This is a genomic window from Candidatus Nitrosotalea sp. TS (genome assembly GCF_011319465.1).
GTDB lineage: Archaea > Thermoproteota > Nitrososphaeria > Nitrososphaerales > Nitrosopumilaceae > Nitrosotalea.
In genome coordinates, this window is sequence record NZ_RCMB01000007.1 from 78,761 (window position 1) to 99,537 (window position 20,777).

The 20,777-nt window shown below is 39.3% G+C and carries 25 protein-coding genes and 4 pseudogenes; 20 read left to right on the top strand and 9 right to left on the bottom strand.

Features of this window, described 5'->3' with window-relative positions:
* Nucleotides 1–8: 8 nt before the first annotated feature.
* Complete coding sequence (locus DYY67_RS11465) at nt 9–119, top strand: hypothetical protein (RefSeq protein ID WP_320415952.1); 111 nt, start codon at nt 9–11, stop codon at nt 117–119.
* Here DYY67_RS11465 and nadA read toward each other — a convergent pair.
* Both nadA and DYY67_RS02965 read right to left on the bottom strand, forming a co-directional pair.
* Nucleotides 112–1,052, bottom strand: a pseudogene (nadA, locus tag DYY67_RS02960) (quinolinate synthase NadA). The gene DYY67_RS11465 and the pseudogene nadA overlap by 8 nt on opposite strands.
* A 95-nt stretch (nt 1,053–1,147) precedes the next feature.
* Nucleotides 1,148–1,967, bottom strand: a pseudogene (locus DYY67_RS02965) (aspartate dehydrogenase).
* Between the two features lie 111 nt (nt 1,968–2,078).
* On the opposite strand from DYY67_RS02965, the gene DYY67_RS02970 reads away from it, so the two are divergent.
* Entirely contained in the window at nt 2,079–2,954 is an 876-nt protein-coding gene (locus DYY67_RS02970; RefSeq protein WP_255492703.1) for a proline dehydrogenase family protein, read from the top strand.
* Here the strand turns inward: DYY67_RS02970 and DYY67_RS10550 are convergent.
* Complete coding sequence (locus DYY67_RS10550; protein ID WP_255492704.1) at nt 2,936–3,490, bottom strand: aldehyde dehydrogenase family protein; 555 nt, start codon at nt 3,488–3,490, stop codon at nt 2,936–2,938. The two genes, DYY67_RS02970 and DYY67_RS10550, sit on opposite strands and share 19 nt — an antisense overlap.
* Nucleotides 3,414–3,704, bottom strand: coding sequence for an aldehyde dehydrogenase family protein (locus tag DYY67_RS10555; protein ID WP_255492705.1), 291 nt, complete (start codon nt 3,702–3,704; stop codon nt 3,414–3,416). The genes DYY67_RS10550 and DYY67_RS10555 overlap by 77 nt, the downstream gene beginning before the upstream one ends.
* Between DYY67_RS10555 and DYY67_RS10560 the strand changes: the two genes are divergently transcribed.
* Nucleotides 3,628–3,828, top strand: coding sequence for a hypothetical protein (locus DYY67_RS10560; RefSeq protein WP_255492740.1), 201 nt, complete (start codon nt 3,628–3,630; stop codon nt 3,826–3,828). The genes DYY67_RS10555 and DYY67_RS10560 overlap by 77 nt on opposite strands.
* Before the next feature lie 39 nt (nt 3,829–3,867).
* On the opposite strand, the gene DYY67_RS10565 is transcribed toward DYY67_RS10560, so the two are convergent.
* The gene (locus tag DYY67_RS10565; RefSeq protein ID WP_255492706.1) at nt 3,868–4,455 is read right to left on the bottom strand and encodes an aldehyde dehydrogenase family protein; all 588 of its coding nucleotides are present in this window, start codon (nt 4,453–4,455) and stop codon (nt 3,868–3,870) included.
* Nucleotides 4,456–4,624: 169 nt separating this feature from the next.
* On the opposite strand from DYY67_RS10565, the gene DYY67_RS02980 reads away from it, so the two are divergent.
* From DYY67_RS02980 to DYY67_RS02995, 5 genes and pseudogenes are all read left to right on the top strand, one after another.
* On the top strand, nt 4,625–5,464 hold the full coding sequence (locus DYY67_RS02980; protein ID WP_166390617.1) for a DNA double-strand break repair nuclease NurA: 840 nt from the start codon (nt 4,625–4,627) through the stop codon (nt 5,462–5,464).
* Nucleotides 5,461–6,015, top strand: a complete 555-nt coding sequence (locus tag DYY67_RS11470) for a helicase HerA domain-containing protein (protein ID WP_320415941.1) — start codon at nt 5,461–5,463, stop codon at nt 6,013–6,015. The genes DYY67_RS02980 and DYY67_RS11470 overlap by 4 nt, the downstream gene beginning before the upstream one ends.
* A 47-nt stretch (nt 6,016–6,062) precedes the next feature.
* The gene (locus DYY67_RS11475) at nt 6,063–6,983 is read left to right on the top strand and encodes an ATP-binding protein (protein ID WP_320415942.1); all 921 of its coding nucleotides are present in this window, start codon (nt 6,063–6,065) and stop codon (nt 6,981–6,983) included.
* Between the two features lies 1 nt (nt 6,984).
* Nucleotides 6,985–8,140, top strand: a pseudogene (locus tag DYY67_RS02990) (metallophosphoesterase).
* Nucleotides 8,124–10,202 (top strand): AAA family ATPase, encoded by a 2,079-nt coding sequence (locus DYY67_RS02995; RefSeq protein ID WP_166390619.1) that lies wholly within the window; start codon nt 8,124–8,126, stop codon nt 10,200–10,202. Before DYY67_RS02990 ends, DYY67_RS02995 begins: the two are co-directional and overlap by 17 nt.
* Here DYY67_RS02995 and DYY67_RS03000 read toward each other — a convergent pair.
* Nucleotides 10,199–10,687 carry a HEAT repeat domain-containing protein gene (locus DYY67_RS03000; RefSeq protein ID WP_166390621.1) on the bottom strand — a complete coding sequence of 163 codons (489 nt, stop codon included), beginning with the start codon at nt 10,685–10,687 and terminating at the stop codon, nt 10,199–10,201. The two genes, DYY67_RS02995 and DYY67_RS03000, sit on opposite strands and share 4 nt — an antisense overlap.
* 40 nt (nt 10,688–10,727) lie before the next feature.
* Here DYY67_RS03000 and DYY67_RS03005 point away from each other — a divergent pair, with 40 nt between their 5' ends.
* From DYY67_RS03005 to DYY67_RS03020, 4 genes and pseudogenes are all read left to right on the top strand, one after another.
* Nucleotides 10,728–11,186, top strand: a complete 459-nt coding sequence (locus DYY67_RS03005; protein WP_166390623.1) for a hypothetical protein — start codon at nt 10,728–10,730, stop codon at nt 11,184–11,186.
* Between the two features lie 34 nt (nt 11,187–11,220).
* Nucleotides 11,221–12,018: a twin-arginine translocase subunit TatC gene (tatC, locus tag DYY67_RS03010; protein ID WP_166390625.1), complete on the top strand. Its 798-nt coding sequence runs from the start codon at nt 11,221–11,223 to the stop codon at nt 12,016–12,018.
* 21 nt (nt 12,019–12,039) lie between these two features.
* Nucleotides 12,040–12,216, top strand: a complete 177-nt coding sequence (locus DYY67_RS03015; RefSeq protein WP_166390627.1) for a Sec-independent protein translocase subunit TatA/TatB — start codon at nt 12,040–12,042, stop codon at nt 12,214–12,216.
* 37 nt (nt 12,217–12,253) lie between these two features.
* A pseudogene (locus DYY67_RS03020) lies at nt 12,254–13,346 on the top strand (DUF1297 domain-containing protein).
* On the opposite strand, the gene DYY67_RS03025 reads toward DYY67_RS03020, so the two are convergent.
* The gene (locus tag DYY67_RS03025; protein WP_166390629.1) at nt 13,343–13,768 is read right to left on the bottom strand and encodes a bifunctional nuclease domain-containing protein; all 426 of its coding nucleotides are present in this window, start codon (nt 13,766–13,768) and stop codon (nt 13,343–13,345) included. The pseudogene DYY67_RS03020 and the gene DYY67_RS03025 overlap by 4 nt on opposite strands.
* An 87-nt stretch (nt 13,769–13,855) precedes the next feature.
* Here DYY67_RS03025 and DYY67_RS03030 point away from each other — a divergent pair, with 87 nt between their 5' ends.
* Nucleotides 13,856–14,698: a hypothetical protein gene (locus DYY67_RS03030; RefSeq protein ID WP_166390631.1), complete on the top strand. Its 843-nt coding sequence runs from the start codon at nt 13,856–13,858 to the stop codon at nt 14,696–14,698.
* Here DYY67_RS03030 and DYY67_RS03035 read toward each other — a convergent pair.
* Complete coding sequence (locus DYY67_RS03035) at nt 14,688–14,942, bottom strand: hypothetical protein (RefSeq protein WP_166390633.1); 255 nt, start codon at nt 14,940–14,942, stop codon at nt 14,688–14,690. The genes DYY67_RS03030 and DYY67_RS03035 overlap by 11 nt on opposite strands.
* Nucleotides 14,943–15,034: 92 nt before the next feature.
* Here DYY67_RS03035 and DYY67_RS03040 point away from each other — a divergent pair, with 92 nt between their 5' ends.
* The 3 genes from DYY67_RS03040 (at nt 15,035) to DYY67_RS03050 (ending at nt 17,022) form a co-directional block, all read left to right on the top strand.
* Nucleotides 15,035–15,817: a class I SAM-dependent methyltransferase gene (locus tag DYY67_RS03040; protein ID WP_320415943.1), complete on the top strand. Its 783-nt coding sequence runs from the start codon at nt 15,035–15,037 to the stop codon at nt 15,815–15,817.
* 362 nt (nt 15,818–16,179) lie between these two features.
* Nucleotides 16,180–16,344, top strand: coding sequence for a hypothetical protein (locus DYY67_RS03045; RefSeq protein ID WP_166390636.1), 165 nt, complete (start codon nt 16,180–16,182; stop codon nt 16,342–16,344).
* A 72-nt stretch (nt 16,345–16,416) separates the two neighbouring features.
* The gene (locus DYY67_RS03050; RefSeq protein WP_255492708.1) at nt 16,417–17,022 is read left to right on the top strand and encodes a DedA family protein; all 606 of its coding nucleotides are present in this window, start codon (nt 16,417–16,419) and stop codon (nt 17,020–17,022) included.
* Here DYY67_RS03050 and DYY67_RS03055 read toward each other — a convergent pair.
* Nucleotides 17,009–17,290, bottom strand: a complete 282-nt coding sequence (locus tag DYY67_RS03055) for a DUF5615 family PIN-like protein (protein ID WP_166390639.1) — start codon at nt 17,288–17,290, stop codon at nt 17,009–17,011. The two genes, DYY67_RS03050 and DYY67_RS03055, sit on opposite strands and share 14 nt — an antisense overlap.
* Nucleotides 17,291–17,551: 261 nt before the next feature.
* Here DYY67_RS03055 and DYY67_RS03060 point away from each other — a divergent pair, with 261 nt between their 5' ends.
* From DYY67_RS03060 to DYY67_RS03075, 4 genes are read left to right on the top strand one after another with little or no spacing between them, the layout of a single operon-like run.
* On the top strand, nt 17,552–18,847 hold the full coding sequence (locus tag DYY67_RS03060; RefSeq protein WP_166390641.1) for an ABC transporter permease subunit: 1,296 nt from the start codon (nt 17,552–17,554) through the stop codon (nt 18,845–18,847).
* Nucleotides 18,847–19,227, top strand: coding sequence for an ABC transporter permease subunit (locus DYY67_RS03065; protein ID WP_166390643.1), 381 nt, complete (start codon nt 18,847–18,849; stop codon nt 19,225–19,227). Before DYY67_RS03060 ends, DYY67_RS03065 begins: the two co-directional genes overlap by 1 nt.
* A complete protein-coding gene (locus DYY67_RS03070) occupies nt 19,228–20,001 on the top strand; it encodes an ABC transporter ATP-binding protein (protein WP_255492709.1) in 774 nt (257 codons plus the stop codon).
* 54 nt (nt 20,002–20,055) lie between these two features.
* Nucleotides 20,056–20,544 (top strand): AAA-associated domain-containing protein, encoded by a 489-nt coding sequence (locus DYY67_RS03075; protein WP_166390645.1) that lies wholly within the window; start codon nt 20,056–20,058, stop codon nt 20,542–20,544.
* The last annotated feature ends 233 nt before the right edge of the window (nt 20,545–20,777 follow it).

A 20,777-nucleotide genomic window follows, 5' to 3' on the forward strand; every position in this document is an offset into this window, starting at 1 on the left:
CTGGCGGAATAGATGCGTCAAATGTAAAATCATACGCCAAAACTGGCATAGACATGATTTCTATTGGAGGATTGACCAGTTCGGTCACAGGATTAGATTTGAGTCTTGAAATTAACTGATTGCGAGCATGCGTTCTATAGCTAGATGTGCCCTTTGCGCAATATTTTTTGGAACCTTGACTTCGTATTTTTCTTCCTTCAATGATAAATAGACCTTGTCAAGAGTTATCATCTTCATGTACTTGCAAACTGCCGAGTCTGACATTGGGACGAATTCTTTTTCAGGGTTTTGTTTTTTCATTCTGTACAGTATGCCTGTTTCAGTAGCGACAACGAATGTCTTTGCGCTAGAACTCTTTGCGTGATTCATCATTCCTTCCGTTGACAAGATCTGGACTTGTCTATTACCATAATCCCCACACGCTACATCATACATGATAGATGAAGTGCAACTACATTCTGGGTGAACCAGAAACTCTGCACCTGCATATTGTGTTAGTTTTTCTTGTACTTCTTGCGGTCTGATACCCTGCATGGACGTGACATTCACCTGCCCAGTATGTACATGTTTTTTCTATCGGTCATCTTGGCTACATACGAACCAAGAAACATGTCAGGCAAAAAGAGCACTTCTTTATCAACTGGAATCGATTTTACTACATTAACAGCATTAGACGAGGTACAGCAATAGTCAAGCTCAGCTTTTACTTCAGCTGAGGTATTTACATATCCCACCGTCACTGCACTGGGATGTTCGCTTTTCCACTTTTTCACTTGATCAGCATTGATAGTGTCTGCAAGAGAGCATCCAGCAGACAGGTCTGGGATGAGTACCTTTTTGTCAGGACATACAATTGCTGCAGTCTCTGCCATGAAATGCACCCCGCAAAATAGAATTGTTCTATGGTTAGTTTTTGCAGCTTGACGAGAAAGTCCTAATGAATCACCTACATAATCTGCCACATCTTGCACTTCTGGCAATTGGTAATTATGAGCAAGAATTAGCACATCCTTTTGTTCTTTTAGCTTAAGAATTTCGGATTTTAGGTCCATTGTTCAGAATAAAGCTGGTTTATCTTTCCATTTAAAGGGTCGTGATATTGACAAATTTGTAGTCAGGCAGAATACATTGTGGCAATATTTGCCATTCAGGTTCCTATTTGGATTTCTCCGTCACAAATCTTCCTTAGGCATTCAATTGCAGAAAGAATTGCAAGCCTGCTTGTTTTTGGATTGCTCTCACTTGGAACGTTTTCAATTTTAATCGAAAACTTTCCAAATTTTCCACTGGCCTCTATCTCATGAGTGTTTTTGTCAGTTTTTGGGTCGGCAACTATTCTTACTTTAGTTTTTGTGCTCCCAATTCCGGCCAAGCTGATAAGTGCTGCAACGTTAATGTTTGCAGGAAATAGTCTTACTGCCTCTTCTGCGGTTCCGTCGTATATTACAGTTGATTCTTTTATCTCATCTGGATTTATTTTTGAAGTCTCAAAAAATTTTGCCCCCTTTAGCGCTTTTGGGTTTTTGGTCGTGACTAGTACTATTGATTCCAGCTCGTCTTTTACTGCCCTGAATACTATCAAGTCCGGCAATTGCGCCAGACGGAAGAAATACTCGTTTGTTAAAATCCTTGCAGCCCTCTGACACTATCTCAAATATGGATTCGTCCAATAGTGCGCCCACACTCATTATCATCAGGTCTTTTCTATTTTGAAGTATGGACAGTGCATTATCTCGTACTGCATCCTGAGAAGCAGCCTCTATTATTAGATCCACTGGAGACGCAGCTAGCAGACTAACATTTTCTGTTATCACAGGTTTGTTTTTTAGTTTCGATACTAGACGTTGTGATGAATCTTTTGAAAAATCAAACATGTGTGTAAGTTTTGCAGCAATTTTGCCAGAATCTATAGCAATGGCTATTTCTGTACCTATTGCGCCACAACCCAACAGCCCTACCCTTTTCAAATCAATACTTTTGGCAAGCTACCTTGTTAAATCTGTTATCGGCTTTGCAGGTACACAACACAAAATTGAATTATACAATTTGCAGAGTTAATGGTGGAGTAAGATATAGAATTGGAATCACATGAGTCCACGCTTATAGAAAAATTCCTCTTCAGAATAGCAAAACAATGGATTGCTGGCGATACCATGGATGAAGCTCTTCAGTCTGCCAAGGCGGCAAACAAGAATGGAATGAACGCCGTAATCAACAAGCTTGGCGAACATATGACATCAAAGGATCAGATCAGCGATACAGTATCAGAATATCTAACACTTGTTTCAAACTTGCGTAGATCCAAGGTTTCTGGAGGCATATCAATCAAGCCAACTCAAGTGGGCATGTCTAAAACTATTGAAGATTGCATGACAAATCTTGAAAAAATAATAGAAAAAGCGACGTCCTCTCAGTCCTTTGTTTGGATAGATATGGAGTCTTCAGAATATACGGATAATACAATCAAGATCTACCTGAATTTATTTGAAAAATATGAGAGACTTGGTATGGCGATACAGGCAAACCTCAAGCGTACCGAGCAAGATTTGGAGATGCTATTAGAGCACGGCGCAAAGATTCGGTTGGTAAAAGGAGCATATAGAGAGAGCAAAAAGAATGCCTACAAAACAAGACATGAGGTAGATGAAAACTATGAAAAACTGACAAAGATGCTTTTTTCATGCGGTAACGAATTTGCAATAGCAACTCATGATTCTAAGATGATTGATCTTGCCATAAATTTATCAAAGAAAAGTGAGAGAAAGTTTGAGTTTCAAATGTTAAAGGGAATACGAGATGAGCTAAAACCAGTCTTGATCAAGAGTGGTTTTTCCATATCAGAGTACATACCATATGGAACCAATTGGCTTCCTTATTCAATAAGACGACTAAAGGAAAGAAAACGAAACATATTGCTTCTTGGTAGCTCTTTTCTTCATTCACATCGTGTTTGAGTTTGCTCACGCATGAATTGAAGTAAATAGTAAGCACCGCCTGCACCCTTGCCTGAGATTCCAGAATATTTCCAGCCTACAAAAGGCTGGGCCCCAACCATTGCTCCAGTTGTTGCACTAGCTGCCCTATTTGCATAAGTAACTCCTGCTTCTATTTTATTGAAAAATGATTCAATCTCATTTTTGTCTTGGCTGAAAATTCCTGCAGTTAACCCGTAGTTACTTTTGTTGGCTTCAGATATTGCATCATCAAAGTTGTCAAATTCCTCTATACAGAGAAATGGGACAAATAATTCTTCTTTCACTAGTTCGTGATCTTTTGGAAGGCCTACAACAATTGTAGGTTCAACAAAATTTCCATCCTTGAAGTGTGAGTCAGACAAGACAGATCCGCCACAAACTATCTTGCCATCTTTTTTTGCAATTTCTGTCGCCTTTTGGAATTTTTTCAAAGATGCCTCATTTATTACAGGACTGACAAAAACATCTTTTTCCCACGGTTTGCCCATCTTTAGCACCTTGGTCTTTGCAACCAACTTTTTCTACAAATTGATTTGCAATATCCTTTTGGACATAAACCCTTGAGCATGCACTGCATTTCTGACCACTATAACCAAAGGCCGCCTTCAAGACACCGTCTGTTGCTTTTTCTAAATCAGCTGTTTTTGTAATTATGGCAGGATTCTTTCCGCCCATCTCTGAGATAAACGGCCTTGGAATGCTTTCAACAAATGCGTTAAAGCCTGACATTCCTACCTCTTTTGAACCGGTAAATGCAATTCCGCATCAACAAGAGGGCTTTCCAAAATGGTTCTACCCACTACACCGCCAGAACCTGTTACAAAACTTACAACTGCCTGGAGGAAGTTTGTGACATATGGCCTCAATGAACTTGTAGGCAGATATTGGAGAATCAGCTAGACGGTTTCAATATTGCCGTATTGCCAGTAATTAATGCACCAGAAGTCATTCCTATCGATATCGCAGATGGAAAGTTAAATGGAGATATTATTCCCCAGACACCATAGGGTTTCAGTGTACTGCGAGTCTTTTCATTTTGATTTGCGCTTTGAGTCTCTTTTGAAAAACCTTGGTTTAGGTCAAGCTGGTCTGCATAGAATCTCATAAAATCTATTGACTCGTCCAAGTCTCCCATGGCCTCTAGCCTATTCTTGCCATTTTCAAAACTCAGTATTGCTGCAAGATTGAATTTATTCTGCGCAAATACATCTGCTACCTCTCTGAATATTTGAGATCTCTTCTGGTATGGTGTAAGAGACCACTTGTGAAAAGCCTCTTTGGCAGTTTCGATTGCATGTAATGTATCCTCCTTTGATGCCAGTGGAAAGTTTGCCAAAACAAGATTCTTGTCAGCAGGAGAATGCACTTGAAACTGGTTGTTTGAAAATATCTCTTTTCCGCCTATTATCATAGGGTAATTTTTGCCAAAATCTTTCTTGATTTCCGCTATTGCCTGATCAAATTTACTGATGAAATTCATCTGTAGAGTTGTTTGATACATACTTGGGCCAGGTGTTTTCGTTTTGGAACATGATAGTACTAGGAATCAACTACAATAATTAGTTAGCTTGGAGTTGATTTTGTGTTAACTTGCAGAATGAATCTGTTTCAAACGAGAAACATTTTATCCTTACAGGTAAAGGTGTTTTATGCTCAATACAGTTTATCGTGAAGCCCTAAAGAAACGAGATGAGGCAAAATCGATCTTCAAAGGGGAGACATTTGAGCGCATCATACAGGCTGCCAAGGAAAACTGGATTGATTACTTGCCTCAGAAAAAGGACGCAGTAATAGCAGGCATAGATAGTAGCTATAACAGTACAAAGTTTCAGGGGCTTGAGTTATGGGTGGTTACCGGAGTATCAATAAAATCAGACGGCAAAATCATAACTGAAAAACACAACCAAGGCTTGGGTCAGCCTTCTCCAGAGCTTGAGACGCAGGCAAGCAAGATGGAGGTAGAAGCTTGTGTTGCTTCAGTAGACATGGCTGACCTAGTAGCACTTGACGGTTCACTATATTCACAGTTTCTCACAAGACAGTCTTCACTTGGCAATTCTATCACTTTGGCAATCAAAAAGAAAGGAAATGTCGTGTTCATATCAAAGACATCATCTGCAAGAAAACAGTTTGAAAAACTTGGCTCTGCTGCAGGAGACATATTCTACTACAATCATGCAGTCAGAGGGCCAGGCTTTAGCAAAATATTTGTCGACAACTCACTTGGGCCGGGCAAAGTGGTGTCATATGTCTATGCAAGACTGCGAGACTCTACACCATTAATCAAGATCGAGTTACTTGGATCAGGAATTAGTGAAAATGAGATAAAATCTCTTTTGGATAGATTAACAAAAAATAGTGTCGGAGGATATCCATACGCGCTAAAGTTAGCTCACGAGAATTGCAAGATAACCAATTCAGAGTTGTCAAGACTTGTTAGTCTATATGGACTGACAAACGAGATTGGCTCTAGGGAAGTGCTGAATTGATAATAGGTGTTGTAATTGGCGAATCAAAGCCAACCGAAGTAACTGCACAATCGTCAAAGCCTCTTTCTGTTGGAGAATATGTCATAATTGATTCACAGGATGGCAAGATTCTTGGCCTGGTTGAAAAGTCTGCAATATCAAGTGATGCACTCACAGATGTTAGAAACTTTGATGAGGCAGTTGAGAGCAAAGAAGTTGCCGAGATTAATTCTAGGGATAAAAATTACAAGGTAAAGATTGGCATACTGGGATTTTTGGACAAGTTGCAAAAAGGACAGGTGATAATTCCTGCAATTCCACCACTTCCTGGAACCTCAATTCTTGAAGCAACCCAGAATGACTTGGGAATGATATTTGGGCCGGTTGGAAACGAGTGGATCAGGATAGGCTCACTTTTGAGAAATTCAAGTATTGAAGCAAAAATAAACATCAACAAAATTGTATCAAGACACTTGGCCATTCTTGCAATGACTGGAATGGGGAAGAGCAACCTTGTCTCTCCTCATAGCAAAACATGTTGCAACATTAAATGGTACATTGATTATCTTTGATTATCATAACGATTATGAAAATCTAGATCGTTGCCAAGATGAATTACATGATGGCGAAAATAAATCCCAGACTCTTGCCTGCAGACAAGCTGGCCGAAGTCATAGAACTTCGCGAGAATGCAGACAAGCAGCAAAGGGTCTTGCGAGAATCGCTTACTGATTCAGTCAAGCAAGCAAAAGACTTTTGGTCATCTTTAGAAGAGAATGTTTCTGCATTTGGGCACACCACAAAAGGTTATGCCGATAGCGCAAGCAGGGTTTTAGACAAGATAGATGACGCCAAACATAGATTTTCAGACATACTAGACCCAGATTGTGGAGACCCCGTTGATTTGATAAAGGAAGGAAGAGTGAATATCTTGAACATAGCTGAGCTAAGCGAGAGACAGGCAAACGCCGGATTGTCATATTATTTACAAGAACTTTTACAGCACAGAAAAGAATCAGTCTGGGAAAGAAAAGGCAAATCAACGCATAGGAAAAATTACAAGTTTCTTGCACCAATATTTGTCATAATAGAAGAGGCCCACGTCTTCATACCAAAGGGAGATCATACTGATACCAAATATTGGGCATCAAAAGTAGCAAGAGAGGGACGCAAGTTTGGAATTGGTCTATGCGTAGTGTCACAGAGACCAAGAAACATAGACCCCAACGTTCTCAGTCAGATGGGCTCTCTTGCAATAATGAAAATTGTACAAGATGACGACCAGCAACAGATAGCATCTGCCGCAGAATCATTAAGCAAGGATCTTTTGTCTCAGCTCTCATCTTTGAATATTGGGGATGCAGTATTGATTGGACAGTGGACAAACTTGCCTTCAATAGTACACATAGATGAAATGAAAAGTAAAAAATCTGGCTCTGACTTGAATGCAGTCTCAGAGTGGAGTCAGACAGACAAATTCAAAGACATTGCAAAAGAAACAACACAGGGGTTAATCCAAAAAGATCTATTGCTTGATTGAGATGATTTTCTCACATATTTCTGATACACATCTTGGTTTTGTACAATACCATTCAGAGGAACGCGAGGAAGACATCTACTCTGCATTTAACCAAGCCATAGACACCTCAATAAAAGACCATGTCAATTTTGTCATATTTGCAGGAGACATCTTTCATGTGCCAAATCCAAGCGGCAAGGCAATTATAGTATTAGCAAATGCACTAAAACGATTAAGACAAAACAGCATAGAATCATTTTTCATTTTAGGAGAGCACGACATCAGCAGGATAAGGTCAACTCCTGTTCCTTTTGTATACCACAATTTGGAATTTTCAAAATACATAGGAAATGGAAAACCCCTTGTGCACAAAGATATTCTCATAATGGGTTTTGACAAGAGACGAAAAAGCGAGATTCATACGTTTGAGAATGATTTTGCAACAGCTGATCTTGCAGCAAAGAACCACCAAGGACACAAGATATTGGTTTTACATCAAGGTATTTCTGAAATCAACAAATTTGCAGGAGAATTGAATTCTACTGATTTACCAAAGAACTTTACATATTATGCAATGGGCCATCTGCATGACCAAGAACTAAAAAGATTCTCGCACCTTGGAGGACCGCTGGCATATCCAGGGTCCATAGAAATGACATCAAGTGAGAGCATAAAAGATGCCCAGAAGGGATTCTACCAAGTTGATACATCAGGCCCCGAAGTCACATCAAATTGGATAAAACTTGACACTAGGCCACAGATGTCTTCTAGGATCTCAATTGACAACCTTTCCGATGAGATTGGCGTACTCGCTGAGAAGATCAAGTCATGTAGTAGAAAGCCAGTGGTTGAGATAAGAATAACAGGTGATGTCACAGACTCAGGATTTGTTCAAACGCAGGTCTCTCGGTTGTCTGAGATGACTCTGCGATGTTTTTGGAAACACGTTTCATCAGAGCAAAAAGACGGAGTCGGTGTTCATCGAAAGACCAATAAAAATAGAAGAAGAGATGCGCAATATAGCAAAAGACATTCTTGGCTCCACAGAGCTTGCAAATTTTGCCATAGATGAATTGTTACCACTACTCACAAAGGGAGACATTGATGAGGCAAATGCCGCAATCAATGAAAACTATATGCAATTCAAAAAGGGATTGAGAAATGCTACGATCAGTTGAATTAGCAAATTTTCTTTCACATGCAAACACCAGACTAGAGTTTGACAATGGAGTAACAGTCTTTGTTGGACCAAACGGAGCTGGAAAATCCAGCATAATAGATGCCATAACATTTGCATTGTTTGGAGAACACATAAGAAAATCTACAAAAGGACTGTTACGCAGAGGAAGCAGTCAGGCATATGCCAAAGTAGAATTTTCCATTGGAAATAGACAGTTTGAGGCAGTCCGCAAGATAGACCCAAAGGGAACGGTATCTGCCCAACTTTACGAAAAAATCAATGAAGAATTAGTTCCACTTGCGGCAGGCGAAAGAAAACAATTTGGAGAGTCCATGACACAAACAATCGAGTCCCTGATAGGACTTGATTTTGAAAAGCTCAAGGTAGCATCTATCGTACAGCAAGGCGAATTGCAGTCAATCATTGAGGCAGATCCGAAAAAATTCAAGGAACTTGTCAATGCAATAATTGGAATAGACAAGCTTGATACAGCATATGAAATTATGAAAAAGGCCATTGATGCATTTAGGATGTCTGTGAAGGCAAAACTTGAGTATGACGACACTAGCATAGAACTTCTTCAAACCAAGATAGACACGTCGTCAAAAGAGGTCTTGACTTTAGAGCCCAAAAGAAAGAAACTGGAAGAAGAAAAGGCAGTACAGGAGCAGGAATTTTTCACACTGCAGAGTAAAATAGAAAGCGACGCACCAAAAGAGCTCAAGTCAAAAGAGATAGAAAAAAGAAAAGAGGAACTAGGGACGTATCTTAGAAACGCTGTAACGTCCATCAAGAGAGAGATTTTTGAAAAAGAAAGAAAACTTGCAGAATGCACTAACAGTTTACCAATTTTGGCAGTCAAATCACAGATAGAATCTGAGACTAGACAAGTACAGCAAGAGATTGAACGAATACGAAATGAATCAAAAGAGATAGGTGAAAAAATAGCCAAGATAAAAGGACAGCAAGAGATTGCAGGCAAATTGCGGATGATAGACGGAAAATGCCCAGTATGCGACTCCAAGGTAGATCACATCAATCCTTTGTTTGAAGAAGAACATTTACGCATGGAGCTTGAGACACTGAGAAAGAAAGGAGATACTCTCACCCAAGAAGAAGTTGTAAATCAGAACAAGAAAAAAGAAATGGATTTGAAAACACAGCAGATCATCAAGGCAGAAAGCGTTCTTGCCTCAAACAACATCAAAAGTCAAGAAGATTTGGCAAGATTAAAAGAAGAAATCTCTAGTTTACAAACTAACATCAAGGAAGTTCATCTTGAGGCCAGTACGACTGGAAATCTTACACAGTTTGCAATAGACGAGTATTCAACTGATGCAATCAAATCAATATTGTCCCTAATAGAAGAGACAAAAGACTTTGATGTGACAAGTTTTAGAAACATCAAATCAAAGCTTGAACCACAGAGAAAACTTCTCAGTACGCTAGACCAAGAACTAGGCGCAATAACCACTAGACTAACTCTTCATAAAGAAGAGTCTGAGAAAATTTCACAGACATTGGAAGAGCTACAGCACGTGAGACAGTATGTTTCAAGTCTTGAAACTATACGTGGTCAGATTTACAACAGGGATGGTCCAGTTGCCACAAGTCTTCGCTCATGGGCACTTGGAACCATATCTCAAAAGGCCTCAGAATACTTGTCCACATTTAACGTAAAAATTCAGAGAATTATACTTGAAGATAAAGCAAGAGATATTGGAATTACGTGCTATTCTGGCAATTCCACACTTGACTTGGAATCATTGAGCGGAGGAGAAAAGGTAAGCGTTGCGTTGGCGTTACGTCTTGGCATGGCACATCTCATGGGATCATCGAGCCTGAACTTTATCATCCTTGACGAGCCTACTACACATTTGGATCAAGAGAGAAGAAAATCCCTTGTAAGTGTGCTCTCGCAAGCTTTTGAATCAAATGTAGATTCCATATCACAGTTCATCATAATTACTCATGACTCGGAGATCTTTGAAAATTCCAACATTGATGCAATATATGATTTCAAGTCAACACCAGAAGGAACTCTGGTTACGCCAATTTAGCCGCCAGTTAGTTTTGCAAATCGTTCATTCTTGCAAAGGCTTTCCATAAACTTCAAGTTGGAAAGCGCCACTACTGCCGAGTCTCTTACCTGCTCGCTAGAGTCTTCAAGTGCTTTTTGCAGTGTCTCTTTTGCATCTTGAGATCCAATCACACCAAGAGCAACAGCTGCTTCATGTCTAACAAACAAACTAGGATCATTTCTAGTTGCGTCTTCTAGTGGAGATATACCGCTTCTAAGACACATCTGTCCTAGAGAAAATGCCGCCTCGTGTCTTACCAATTCGTTGGAATCTTTCTTTAGCACACTTGCAATATACGGAACGACATCTTCACCACCCATATCCACCAGAATACAAACTGCTCTGCATCTAATTACAAAGTCTTCATTATCCAACAGGTTGACAAAATATTTCTTGTCCTTTTTCTCATATCTTTCTTCCATTTCAGATAATAGGTCAAGGCGGTCTTTAGGAATAAGTTCCATGCACACAATTTTATAATCGCATATTTATTTCAATGACTGTATGAGCCGATTGCGATATTGGAAATTAACAGTAGAAGATCTCAGAAAGGCACAGTATGATCCAAAAAAAGTCCTGATCTGGGAAATAAAATGTACCAAGGATGACAAGGGCACACATTTTGGAGTCTTCTGCTACAGAAACGGCACGCCATGGGATTACACATCCATTCACGGTATCGTCTTTTATCACAATCAGATAGATCAGCAAGAGATAGAAAAAATAACTAACTTCCTCAAGGGAAAATTTGGCGGCGAGCCAGCAGAAAAAGGCAGCAGAATATTCTTGAAGAATTCAAAGGAAATCTACGCGCCAAGCGAGATAGCAGACCTTGCAGTTCAGATAGGAGACACGTTTGAGGGAAGTACAGAACTAACGGTAGAACTTGAGAACTTTACAGTTCCTGAACAGGAACAAAGCAACTTGCCTTCAAGCAAGATTCTCCCCATACCTGGCAAGTAGATAAATAGGGTTTTGACAAACTCTAAGATCTCTGATGGATAGGCCAATGACGATCATGGAGCATCTGGAGGAGCTAAGAAAGCGAGTCTTCAAGATGATCATTGCGGTAGGAATTGTTACATTCTTTATTTTGGGATTTCATTTAACGCCATTTATCTACAATGGAATTCATCTGTACTATCCAACTTTTAGTCCCTTCAACAATATCGCAGCACAAGCAACTGTTGTCATGAAGCATAACCTGCTTCCACCTTCAGTACAATTAATTCAGACTGCTCCAGGACAGGCGTTTTTTGCACAGTTCTATATCGCAGTTTTGCTCGGCGTTGCAATAAGCATGCCAGTCATAATAAGAGAATTCATGGGATTTTTGATACCGGCCCTTGGCAAAAAAGAAGCGCAGATGATAAAATCTGCCACGTTTCCCGCAATTGGGCTTTTTGTAGCAGGTTGTTTGTTTTCATACTTGGTTGTAACTCCATACACGCTAGCATTTCTCTACAAGTATGGCGAGTCTGCAGGTCTCCTCACTTTTCTCAATGTGGTAGACTTTATCACATTCATATTGCAATTTGCACTTGCATTTGGAATATCATTTCAGCTTCCGCTCATAATGTATGCAGTAACCGCATCTGGAATGGTCGGCGAGAAATTTTGGAGACACAACATAAAGTGGGCCGTGATTGCAATGGTGATTTTGGGAGCTGCCATAACACCAGACGGTAGCGGGGTTACAATGTGGTTTGTTGCAGGGCCGCTGATAGGACTATATCTCATAGGCATGTTCCTCTCAGAGAGGCGCGCAAATCAGATTGCAACACTTAAATCTTGATCTACCGCATTAAGAGCACTCATGGCATATGAGAATGTAATAATTATTGTTGTAGTTATCGCAGTACTGATTTTCGGAGCAAAGAAGATCCCAGAGCTAGCTAGAACATTTGGCAAAGCAAAAGGTGAATACGAGAAAGGAAGAATCGAAGCAGACAAGGAACTAAAAGAGTTCAAAGACAAAGAAGAACTCAAGTAAAGAACGCTTTTTTACCCATACAAAAAGAGATATTCCATTGATCAAAAGATCAGAGATTCAAAAAATAGTAAGAGAATACTCGGATCTGTCCATAGGCTCACTTGGTAGCCATTCTGCCCTTGAAATAATGGACGGTGCCAAAGATGAAGGATTTAGGACAGTGGTGGTGTGCCAGAAAAGGCAGGGAAGTTCCGTACAAAAGATTTTCGCGAATTGCAGATGAAATAGTCATAGTCAACAAATTCAAAGACATGCTTCTGCCCAAGATTCAATCAAAACTTAGGTCGTCAGATACCATAATAGTTCCACATAGAGCCCTTACTGCATATCTTGGGTATCATCCAGTAGAAGACAAGCTCAAGATACCTTTGTTTGGAAATCGCGCACTCTTTCAAGCAGAAGAACGTGCGTACAAGAAAAACCAATACTATTTGCTGCAAAAGGCCAAGATTAGACTGCCTAGAATATTCAAAGACCCAAAAGACATAGACAGACCTGTAATAGTAAAGGTTCAAGAAAAGGCACGCAAACTAGAAAGGGCTTTCTTCATTGCAACGTCTTATTCAGACTACAAAGACAAGACTGAGAAGAAAATCAGACAGGGGTTGATATCAAGGGACGCACTAAAGGTTGCAAGCATTGAAGAATTCATAGTTGGTACCTACTTTAATTTCAATTATTTCCATACACCAATATCAGACGAAGTGGACTTTCTTGGAATTGAAAGGAGACTGCAGACAAATGTCCACGACTTTGTTTCATTGCCTGCAAAGCAACAACTTGAGACAAACATAGAATTGCAAAACATAGAAGTCGGCCACACACCAGCCAGCATACGTGAATCTCTGCTAGAAAAGGTAATAGAGGCAGGAGACAAGTTTGTTGCTGCAGTAAAAAAAGAGTATCCGCCTGGCATCATAGGCCCATTTTCACTTCAAAGCGTGATTACAAAAGACTTGGAGATACTAGTATACGATGTATCACTCAGAGTTCCAGGCAATCCAATTCTTGCAACTACTAGTCCATATACAAAGTACAAGTATGGAACAACTTTTGGCGTGGGCAGAAGAATAGCAATGGAGATAAGAAAAGCCCAGCAAGAAGGAAAGCTCGAAGAGATAGTAACCTAGGCTTCCATTTTTTCTTTTAAAAGATTTTTTCTGACAAGTATAGGTATATTGTAAAATGATGCCATTGCAATTGCATCAGATGCCCGATAGTTTCGCATGACAAGATCACTTTTTCCTGTAAAGTAGAGATTTGCGCGCAGTACGCTTCCACTTTCGTATACCTTTATTCTGACAAGAACTAGTTCGTTTACTTCGGCAATTTCCTCAATCATGTTGTATATGGTAGGTATTGCACCTCTTTCACCTTCAATAAAATTTGTAATGTGTCTTGCAACCTCGCCTGAAAATGCCCTTATGTGAAATTCTTTACCATCATCGGCTCGTAGTATGACCAGTCCTTCTACTCCATATGGATCAATGAAACCAACGTAAGTGATCTTAGTCTCTGCATAATCAGAATCTTGTGGCTCGTCTATCTTCACGGCTAATCTCTATCGAGCGTCATTCGCAGATAAATACTTTGAAAAAAACAGATAGAATTTAATGTCACCGTGCTTCGTTTTTACTCGTTGGAAAAACAGAGCACAGTACACCGCTCACATAAGGTACTGATCACTGTAGGATTTTTAGCAATAGCTGTATCGTTTCTTGCATATGCAAGAAACGACGAGATCACCATAACTCCAGCAGCCATGCCAGCGCTGCAGAATTTAGCAGTTGCAACATATGTTATTTTATTCACTTCATTTGGCGCAATAGGTTGGGGCTTGTACAAGTTTTTCAAAGCCAAGATAGAACTTCCTGATTCATCAACGTCTTCAATAATTTCAAATGCCATAAACAACAAGAGGGCAAAACAGATCTTTGTCATAAGTGCCATAGGATACGGGATATTTTTTGGACTAACATCTGGAATAATTCTCTACAAGCCAGAGCTCAATGCAACGGATTATGGATTTCCAACTCCACCACATATCGAGCTCTCACCTTGTTGTGATTTGCCAGGATACATGCCAATGATATTTGCGTTTTTCACAGAACATGTGGGATTACAGATTGTTCCACTAAATCTAGTTCTTCTTGTTACAGTATCCTTCCTAGTTGGATTGAATTTTGCCCTTTCGGCAACCACATTTGCAGTTGCAAGAGGGGCAGGAAAGTTTAGCACGTTTGGCGCAGTGACAGGACTCTTTGTAGGATGCCCAACATGTGCAGGTACTGTCTTTACAATGCTCTTTGGTTTGGGAGCTAGTGCAACAGGGATTACATTGTTTTTGACAAGCTATGAAGCACAACTGCAAACCATATTCATCGCTGCGTCAATTCCTGTACTAATTGCCACTCCGTATATCATGGCAAGAAAGATTAGAAAGGCACAAAACGGAAGCTGTGCAGTAGAACCTAAGCAGTAGATTTTACGACCTGAGGTGTTTTCCAGTCACCTATATTGTAGCCATCTTCTCTCAAATATTTCAGAGTAAGTTTGTAGACCAGCTCATCGTGATCAACGACTTCTAGAATTTCTTTCCAAGTTACCACGCCTGCCTGTTCTATCTTTTTTTCAAGTTGAGACGAGATAGACTTTGCTATCACTCGACATTGATCAAATGTTTTACCATTTTTGTAGGCTCTTGTCCTTGAATCACAGGCATCCATAGTTCACAGAGCGTACGACCCAAATAAAAAGTTGAATTTTATGTTTATTTGATAGAAGAGTTTTAAACTAAATGAGATTCATAATTTGTCAATTGCTCTCAGATAACAAACAAAAATTTGTCAGCATCAATCCTGTTGATGTATTTCTTTGGACATTTCGCAGAAATGAAAATGATGTCATAAATCTTTACGATACATTAGCATCCCTGATGCAGATCTCTACTGGAAGCAACATGCTCAATTTTGGATATTGGAATGAGAATACGTCTGATCCTCACCAAGCACAGATCACACTTTGTAAAACTATTGCAGAAATGGCGGAATTAAAATCATCAAATGACGTGTTAGATGTAGGAAGCGGTTTTTCTGAGCCTGCAACCATCTGGAAATCAGAATTTCCTCACATCAAAATTTCTTGCCTAAATGTAAATCCACAGCAACTCAATTTTGCCTCAAAAGTCATCAAGGGAAATGATTCTGCATCAAATCATCATTTTGATTCAGAACAAATTGACCTTGTCAATTCTACTGCCACAAAGTTACCATTTGCAAACAAGTCCATGGATAGAATAATTGCTTTAGAATCCGCACAACATTTCAAGCCATTTTCAGAATTCATATCAGAGAGCAAGAGAGTGTTGAAGGAAAAAGGCATCTTGGTTTTGGCCATACCAACACTTGCAAAATCAGCAAAATCTCTTGAAGTGTTCAAGCTTGGCATACTGTCTTTTACGTGGTCATCTGAGCACTATGATCTTGAAAATATCAAAAAGACAATTACAGATGAGGGATTTTCTATAATTTCCACAGATTTTATAGGTTCAAGGTATACGAACCGCTTACTGACTATTATATCAAAAAAAGAGAAGTTCTAAGATCAAAGATATTACAACAATATTCGCCATACGTTGAGAAGATCCTCTTCAAATCATTACTAAAAATGAAAGAGGTTTCTGAAAACAAGACCATCGATTACATTCTTTTAAAGTGTGTCGTATAACAACGAACAAAGCCTTATTTTGTAGTGGTGTATAGTCTCATCATAATACCAGTTCGTCTGGTACCACTGCATAGAGTAATTTCTATGCAGGTGCCATTTTATCACAATCCAGATCCATAGACAACCTAGTGTTTACCAACATGCTTTAAGAAAGCCACGCTTGAGATCGAAAAACATATCACATATCATTTAAACTTGAGAAAAAGAATTATTAGCACATTTTAACTATCTTGTCATATGGGCCTATTTGGAAAAAAAGAAACCCCTGAAACAAAATGTAAAGAATGCGGTCTTGAATTCAATGACCCTGTGCGTTTAGACAGACACATGAAAAAAGCCCACAAGCATGCTCCACAAAGGAAATTTGATGAGCAGGGGTTTTCCACTGGCGGCATGTGGTAAGTTCGCGATAGGTATAATTCACTATTCAAACGGCTATAGAAGAAGTTGGTCGCTGCAGAGATCCTTGGAAATTTGACAAATTTCATTATTCAAACCATATCAAATTCTGGATATCTGGGAATTTTCTTGCTCATGGTTGCAGAAAGTGCGCTAATCCCAATACCAAGTGAGGTAATCATGCCGTTTTCAGGCTATCTTGTCTCAACAGGAAAGTTCAATGTCATACTTGTTATCATTGCAGGCTCCATTGGAAATCTCGTAGGAGCCCTAATTGCATATTTTGTAGGGTCATATCTTGGAAGGGGCTTTGTCTTAAAATATGGAAAATTTGTCTTGCTCAGAAAATCACATCTTGAACTTGCCGAGTCTTACTTTAAAAAATATGGCGACAGATCAACTTTTATCAGCAGACTATTGCCAGCCATAAGAACATACGTTTCCCTGCCGGCTGGGGTTGCCAAGATGAATCTGAAGAAATTTGCAGTTTTCACCCTGATAGGCTCCATAATATGGAACACCACATTAACATACATTGGCGTAAAATTAGGCGAGGAATGGGACAGCATTAGAAAGTATTCAGATTATTTTGATGCGGTTGTAGTAATAGTTGTAATAGTTGCCATTATCATGCATACTTGGAAGAAGAGAAAATCGGCACCATCAGTCAACGATCCTTAAAGTGGCTTAGCTCTTCCAGTATTATTTTGAATATTGTTTCATTATCAAGCAAAACACATGGAATGTTGTTTTCCTTGCATGCCTTGCCAACTTCAGTGTCTTCGGTAACCATTATCATGCCATTTTCTTCAGCATATTTTATCATGGAATAGTCACTAGCGAGTTTCTTGCCTTCTGCAACCAGTTTTTTCACACTGAGCGCATCATAGCCAAATTCCTTTAGTTTTGTATCTATTCCATCATACATTGCGTCAACTAGCACTTTCATATTGTAACCTCAAAAGAGTTCCTATTTTTATCATTTGGTTTCAGAAATGAGACGACGATTTAACTTGAATCTGTTTTTCTTGTCAAAAATATGGTTTTCTATGTAAATGAATGCAATTCTATGAAAATACATACTACAATTATGCCCTAAAAGAATCCTTTAGAAGCATTACACAAAGCTTTTAGATCATGCCGTTTTCCGTACCACCATGGAAAGGAATCAAAATGCGTATAAACACATTCGTTCCGCCCTAGCATGAACATGGCACTAGATACAATTTTTCTAAATATTTCCCTGAGTAATTTTTCACATGTGCTTCTCTATTCTTCATATTCTTTGTTAAGAATGACAATTGCCCTTATCATATCGTATGTGTTTGCTATAACATATGGCATTGCAGCAGCGCGTAATAAAAAAGCTGAAAAAATACTGATGCCCATCTTAGACATATTACAATCAGTTCCAATTTTAGGATTCTTTCCTGCTGCCATATTCTTCTTTATTGCGCTATTCCATCAAAGTTGGGTTGGAGTTGAGTTGGCTGCAGTATTTCTCATCTTTACAAGTCAAGCTTGGAATCTCGCCTTTGCAGTGTATGAATCAGTATCATCCTTGCCTGCAGACTTGGAAGAAGCATCCGGTTCATTGGGATTAAAAGGGTGGAAAAAATTCAAGACATTGTACATTCCAATAGCCATACCAAAGCTCACCTATAATGGAATTTTGTCATGGTCTGCAGGATGGTATTACTTGGTAGCTGCTGAAATGATCTCAATAGGATCGCAGCAGTTTAACATGCATGGCATTGGCAGTTATCTAGCCGAAGCAACGTACGCAGGAGATTATCAAGGAACAATCATGGGACTTATTGTACTTGTCATGATAATTCTTATTGTTGATTTAATATTGTGGCGCCCTCTAAGACACTATGCAAATAGATTCAGGTATGAATCAGTGTCTTCTGACGAGGACCAGCCTCAGAAAGGCACCCAGGATCAGAGAATCACATGGTTGAGAAGTCACTTGGCCATATTGCCTGTCAGACCTGCAGTACTAACTCAGGCAATTACTGCAGATAGATTCAGACCAATCATTACAACAGTCAGACATGTTACCGAAGAGCCGAAATTTGTTCAAAGACATCGCAAACCGATATGGATTACAGTAATAGTTATCCTCGTGAGCATATTTGTGATTACAGGTGAAGCTTTTCTAATAGGATTAGTTTCGCTTCCATCTAGCATGTCAAATGACTTGAAAAAACCTGAGATAGCTTCAATGGCAGGCCAGATCCCTGCAGCGTTAGGAGCCTCCCTGCTTCGACTACTAGCAGCTTACCTAATCAGCATAGCATGGATTATCCCTCTAGCTCTAAAGCTAGCTGGCAAGCCAAAATCCTTTGGTATGTCCATATTTACAATGGAGGTTCTTGCGTCTCTTCCTGCAACAGCACTCTTTCCACTCATAGTACTAGGAACCATGCATTTGCCAGGTGGCCTTCAACTCACATCAATTATTCTTACAATGACTGGGAATGCAATGGTATCTGCTCTTTAATGTTGCTAGGTGGAGTCAAGGCAATTCCATCAGACATGTTTGAGGCTGCAAAGACATATCGCATTACAGGACTGCAAAAGCTCCGAAAATTTATTTTTCCTGCAATCTTTCCCGCATTTATTACTGGAAGTATAACTGCATGGGGTGGAGGATGGAATGCATTGGTCTTATCAGAATACATTACATTTAACAAACAAACCTTGTCAGTGCAAGGCCTCGGAGCATTGATGAATGAAGCAGCTTACAATGTTGGTAGTGTCACTTTGCTTACTTTGACTATTGTTGTAATGGTTTCCGTAGTAGTAGGATTGAATAGAGTGGTGTGGAAACGCCTTTACAAAATAACATTTACAAAGTACAAGTTAGGATTGATGATATAATTGACAACACAAGTTGAGACGCCAAAACTAGTTGAATTTCGTAATGTTACCAAGGCATATGGACCCATGACACAGAGGCCACATGTTATTTTAGAGCATATCAATTTTGCCGTATTACAGCATGAGTTTATCTGCATAGTGGGACCGTCAGGATGCGGAAAATCGACACTCTTGAGAATAATGATAGGCCTTACAAAACCTGAGGATGGCGAGGTATATTATCATGATAAGAAGCTTGGAGGAATTTGTGAGGCAATGTCAATGGTTTTTCAGACGTTTGCATTATTTCCATGGTTAGATGTTATTGGAAATGTTGAACTTGGACTGGAAGGAAAGCCATTTTCCAAAGAAGAAAAAAGAAAACGAGTCTTGGATGTGATCAAAGTAATAGGCCTTGATGGATACGAGGAAGCATATCCAAGGGAACTTTCAGGCGGAATGAAGCAACGCGTTGGAATTGCAAGAGCAATGGTTTCAGAGCCTGAAATTCTTTTAATGGATGAGCCATTCTCAGCATTAGATCCTTTAACTTCGACACACCTAAGAGAAGAGGTATTACACTTATGGGGAGACCCGTCCTTACCCCCAGAAGCAGTAGTAATGGTAACACATAACGTAGAAGAAGCTGTGTACATGGCAGATAGAATCATTGTTTTAACATCCAGACCTGGCACCATAGCCAAGGAGATACATATTGACTTACCTAGACCAAGAGATCCGCGAAGTCCGGAACTATACAAACTTGTAGATGAGATAACAGGATTCATAGTATAATGAAGATTTATTTGACAGCAACGAAAATGGAATTTGTTTTATGGAGAAGTTAGGTTGACCATTCCTCGCGTTCAAGTTGGGAGAATGATTGGACTCTTAGAAATTTTACAAGACTTCAAGGGCAAAGTAGACCTGGCAAAAGTTGCAGAAGAGCTCAGATTTGAGCTTGATGACATACTTCCTGCGGTAGACGCTGCAAAGCTTCTGCGTCTGCTTCAGGTAGATACAGGTGATCTGATTTTAACTGAAGATGGAAAAATACTACTATCAAAGAATGCCAGTGGAAGAAAGAAAATACTCAACAAGATATTAGCAAGTTTGGGAGAATTCAAAGGCATTACAGATTTTATTAAAAACGATCATGGTGGCGAAATAACAAAAGATGAACTTGTTGAATTTATTAAAGAAAATATGCCAGATGTTGATGCAGAACAGACATTTTCATGGATTGTGGAATGGGGGCGCTATTCGTTACTGTTAAGATATGATAGCGGTAGTGAAAAAATAAAGATCACAGAAAAAACCTCAGGCTCCAAAGAATAGCATAATAGATACAACATAACATTATCAACAGTTTTTCCTGGTAGACATTTTTATCAAATCTTTGGCTTCTTTGTCAGTTATTATACCAAAATAGATCATTTTCATTAAAATTGATCTAAATCAACTATAAATCTAGAATATCTCTATTTTATACAGAAAATCAAAGGTTCATAAATCGAATTCACCAACTCTCGGAGAATTACCTATCATGAAAGAATTTGGAACCCTAGAGT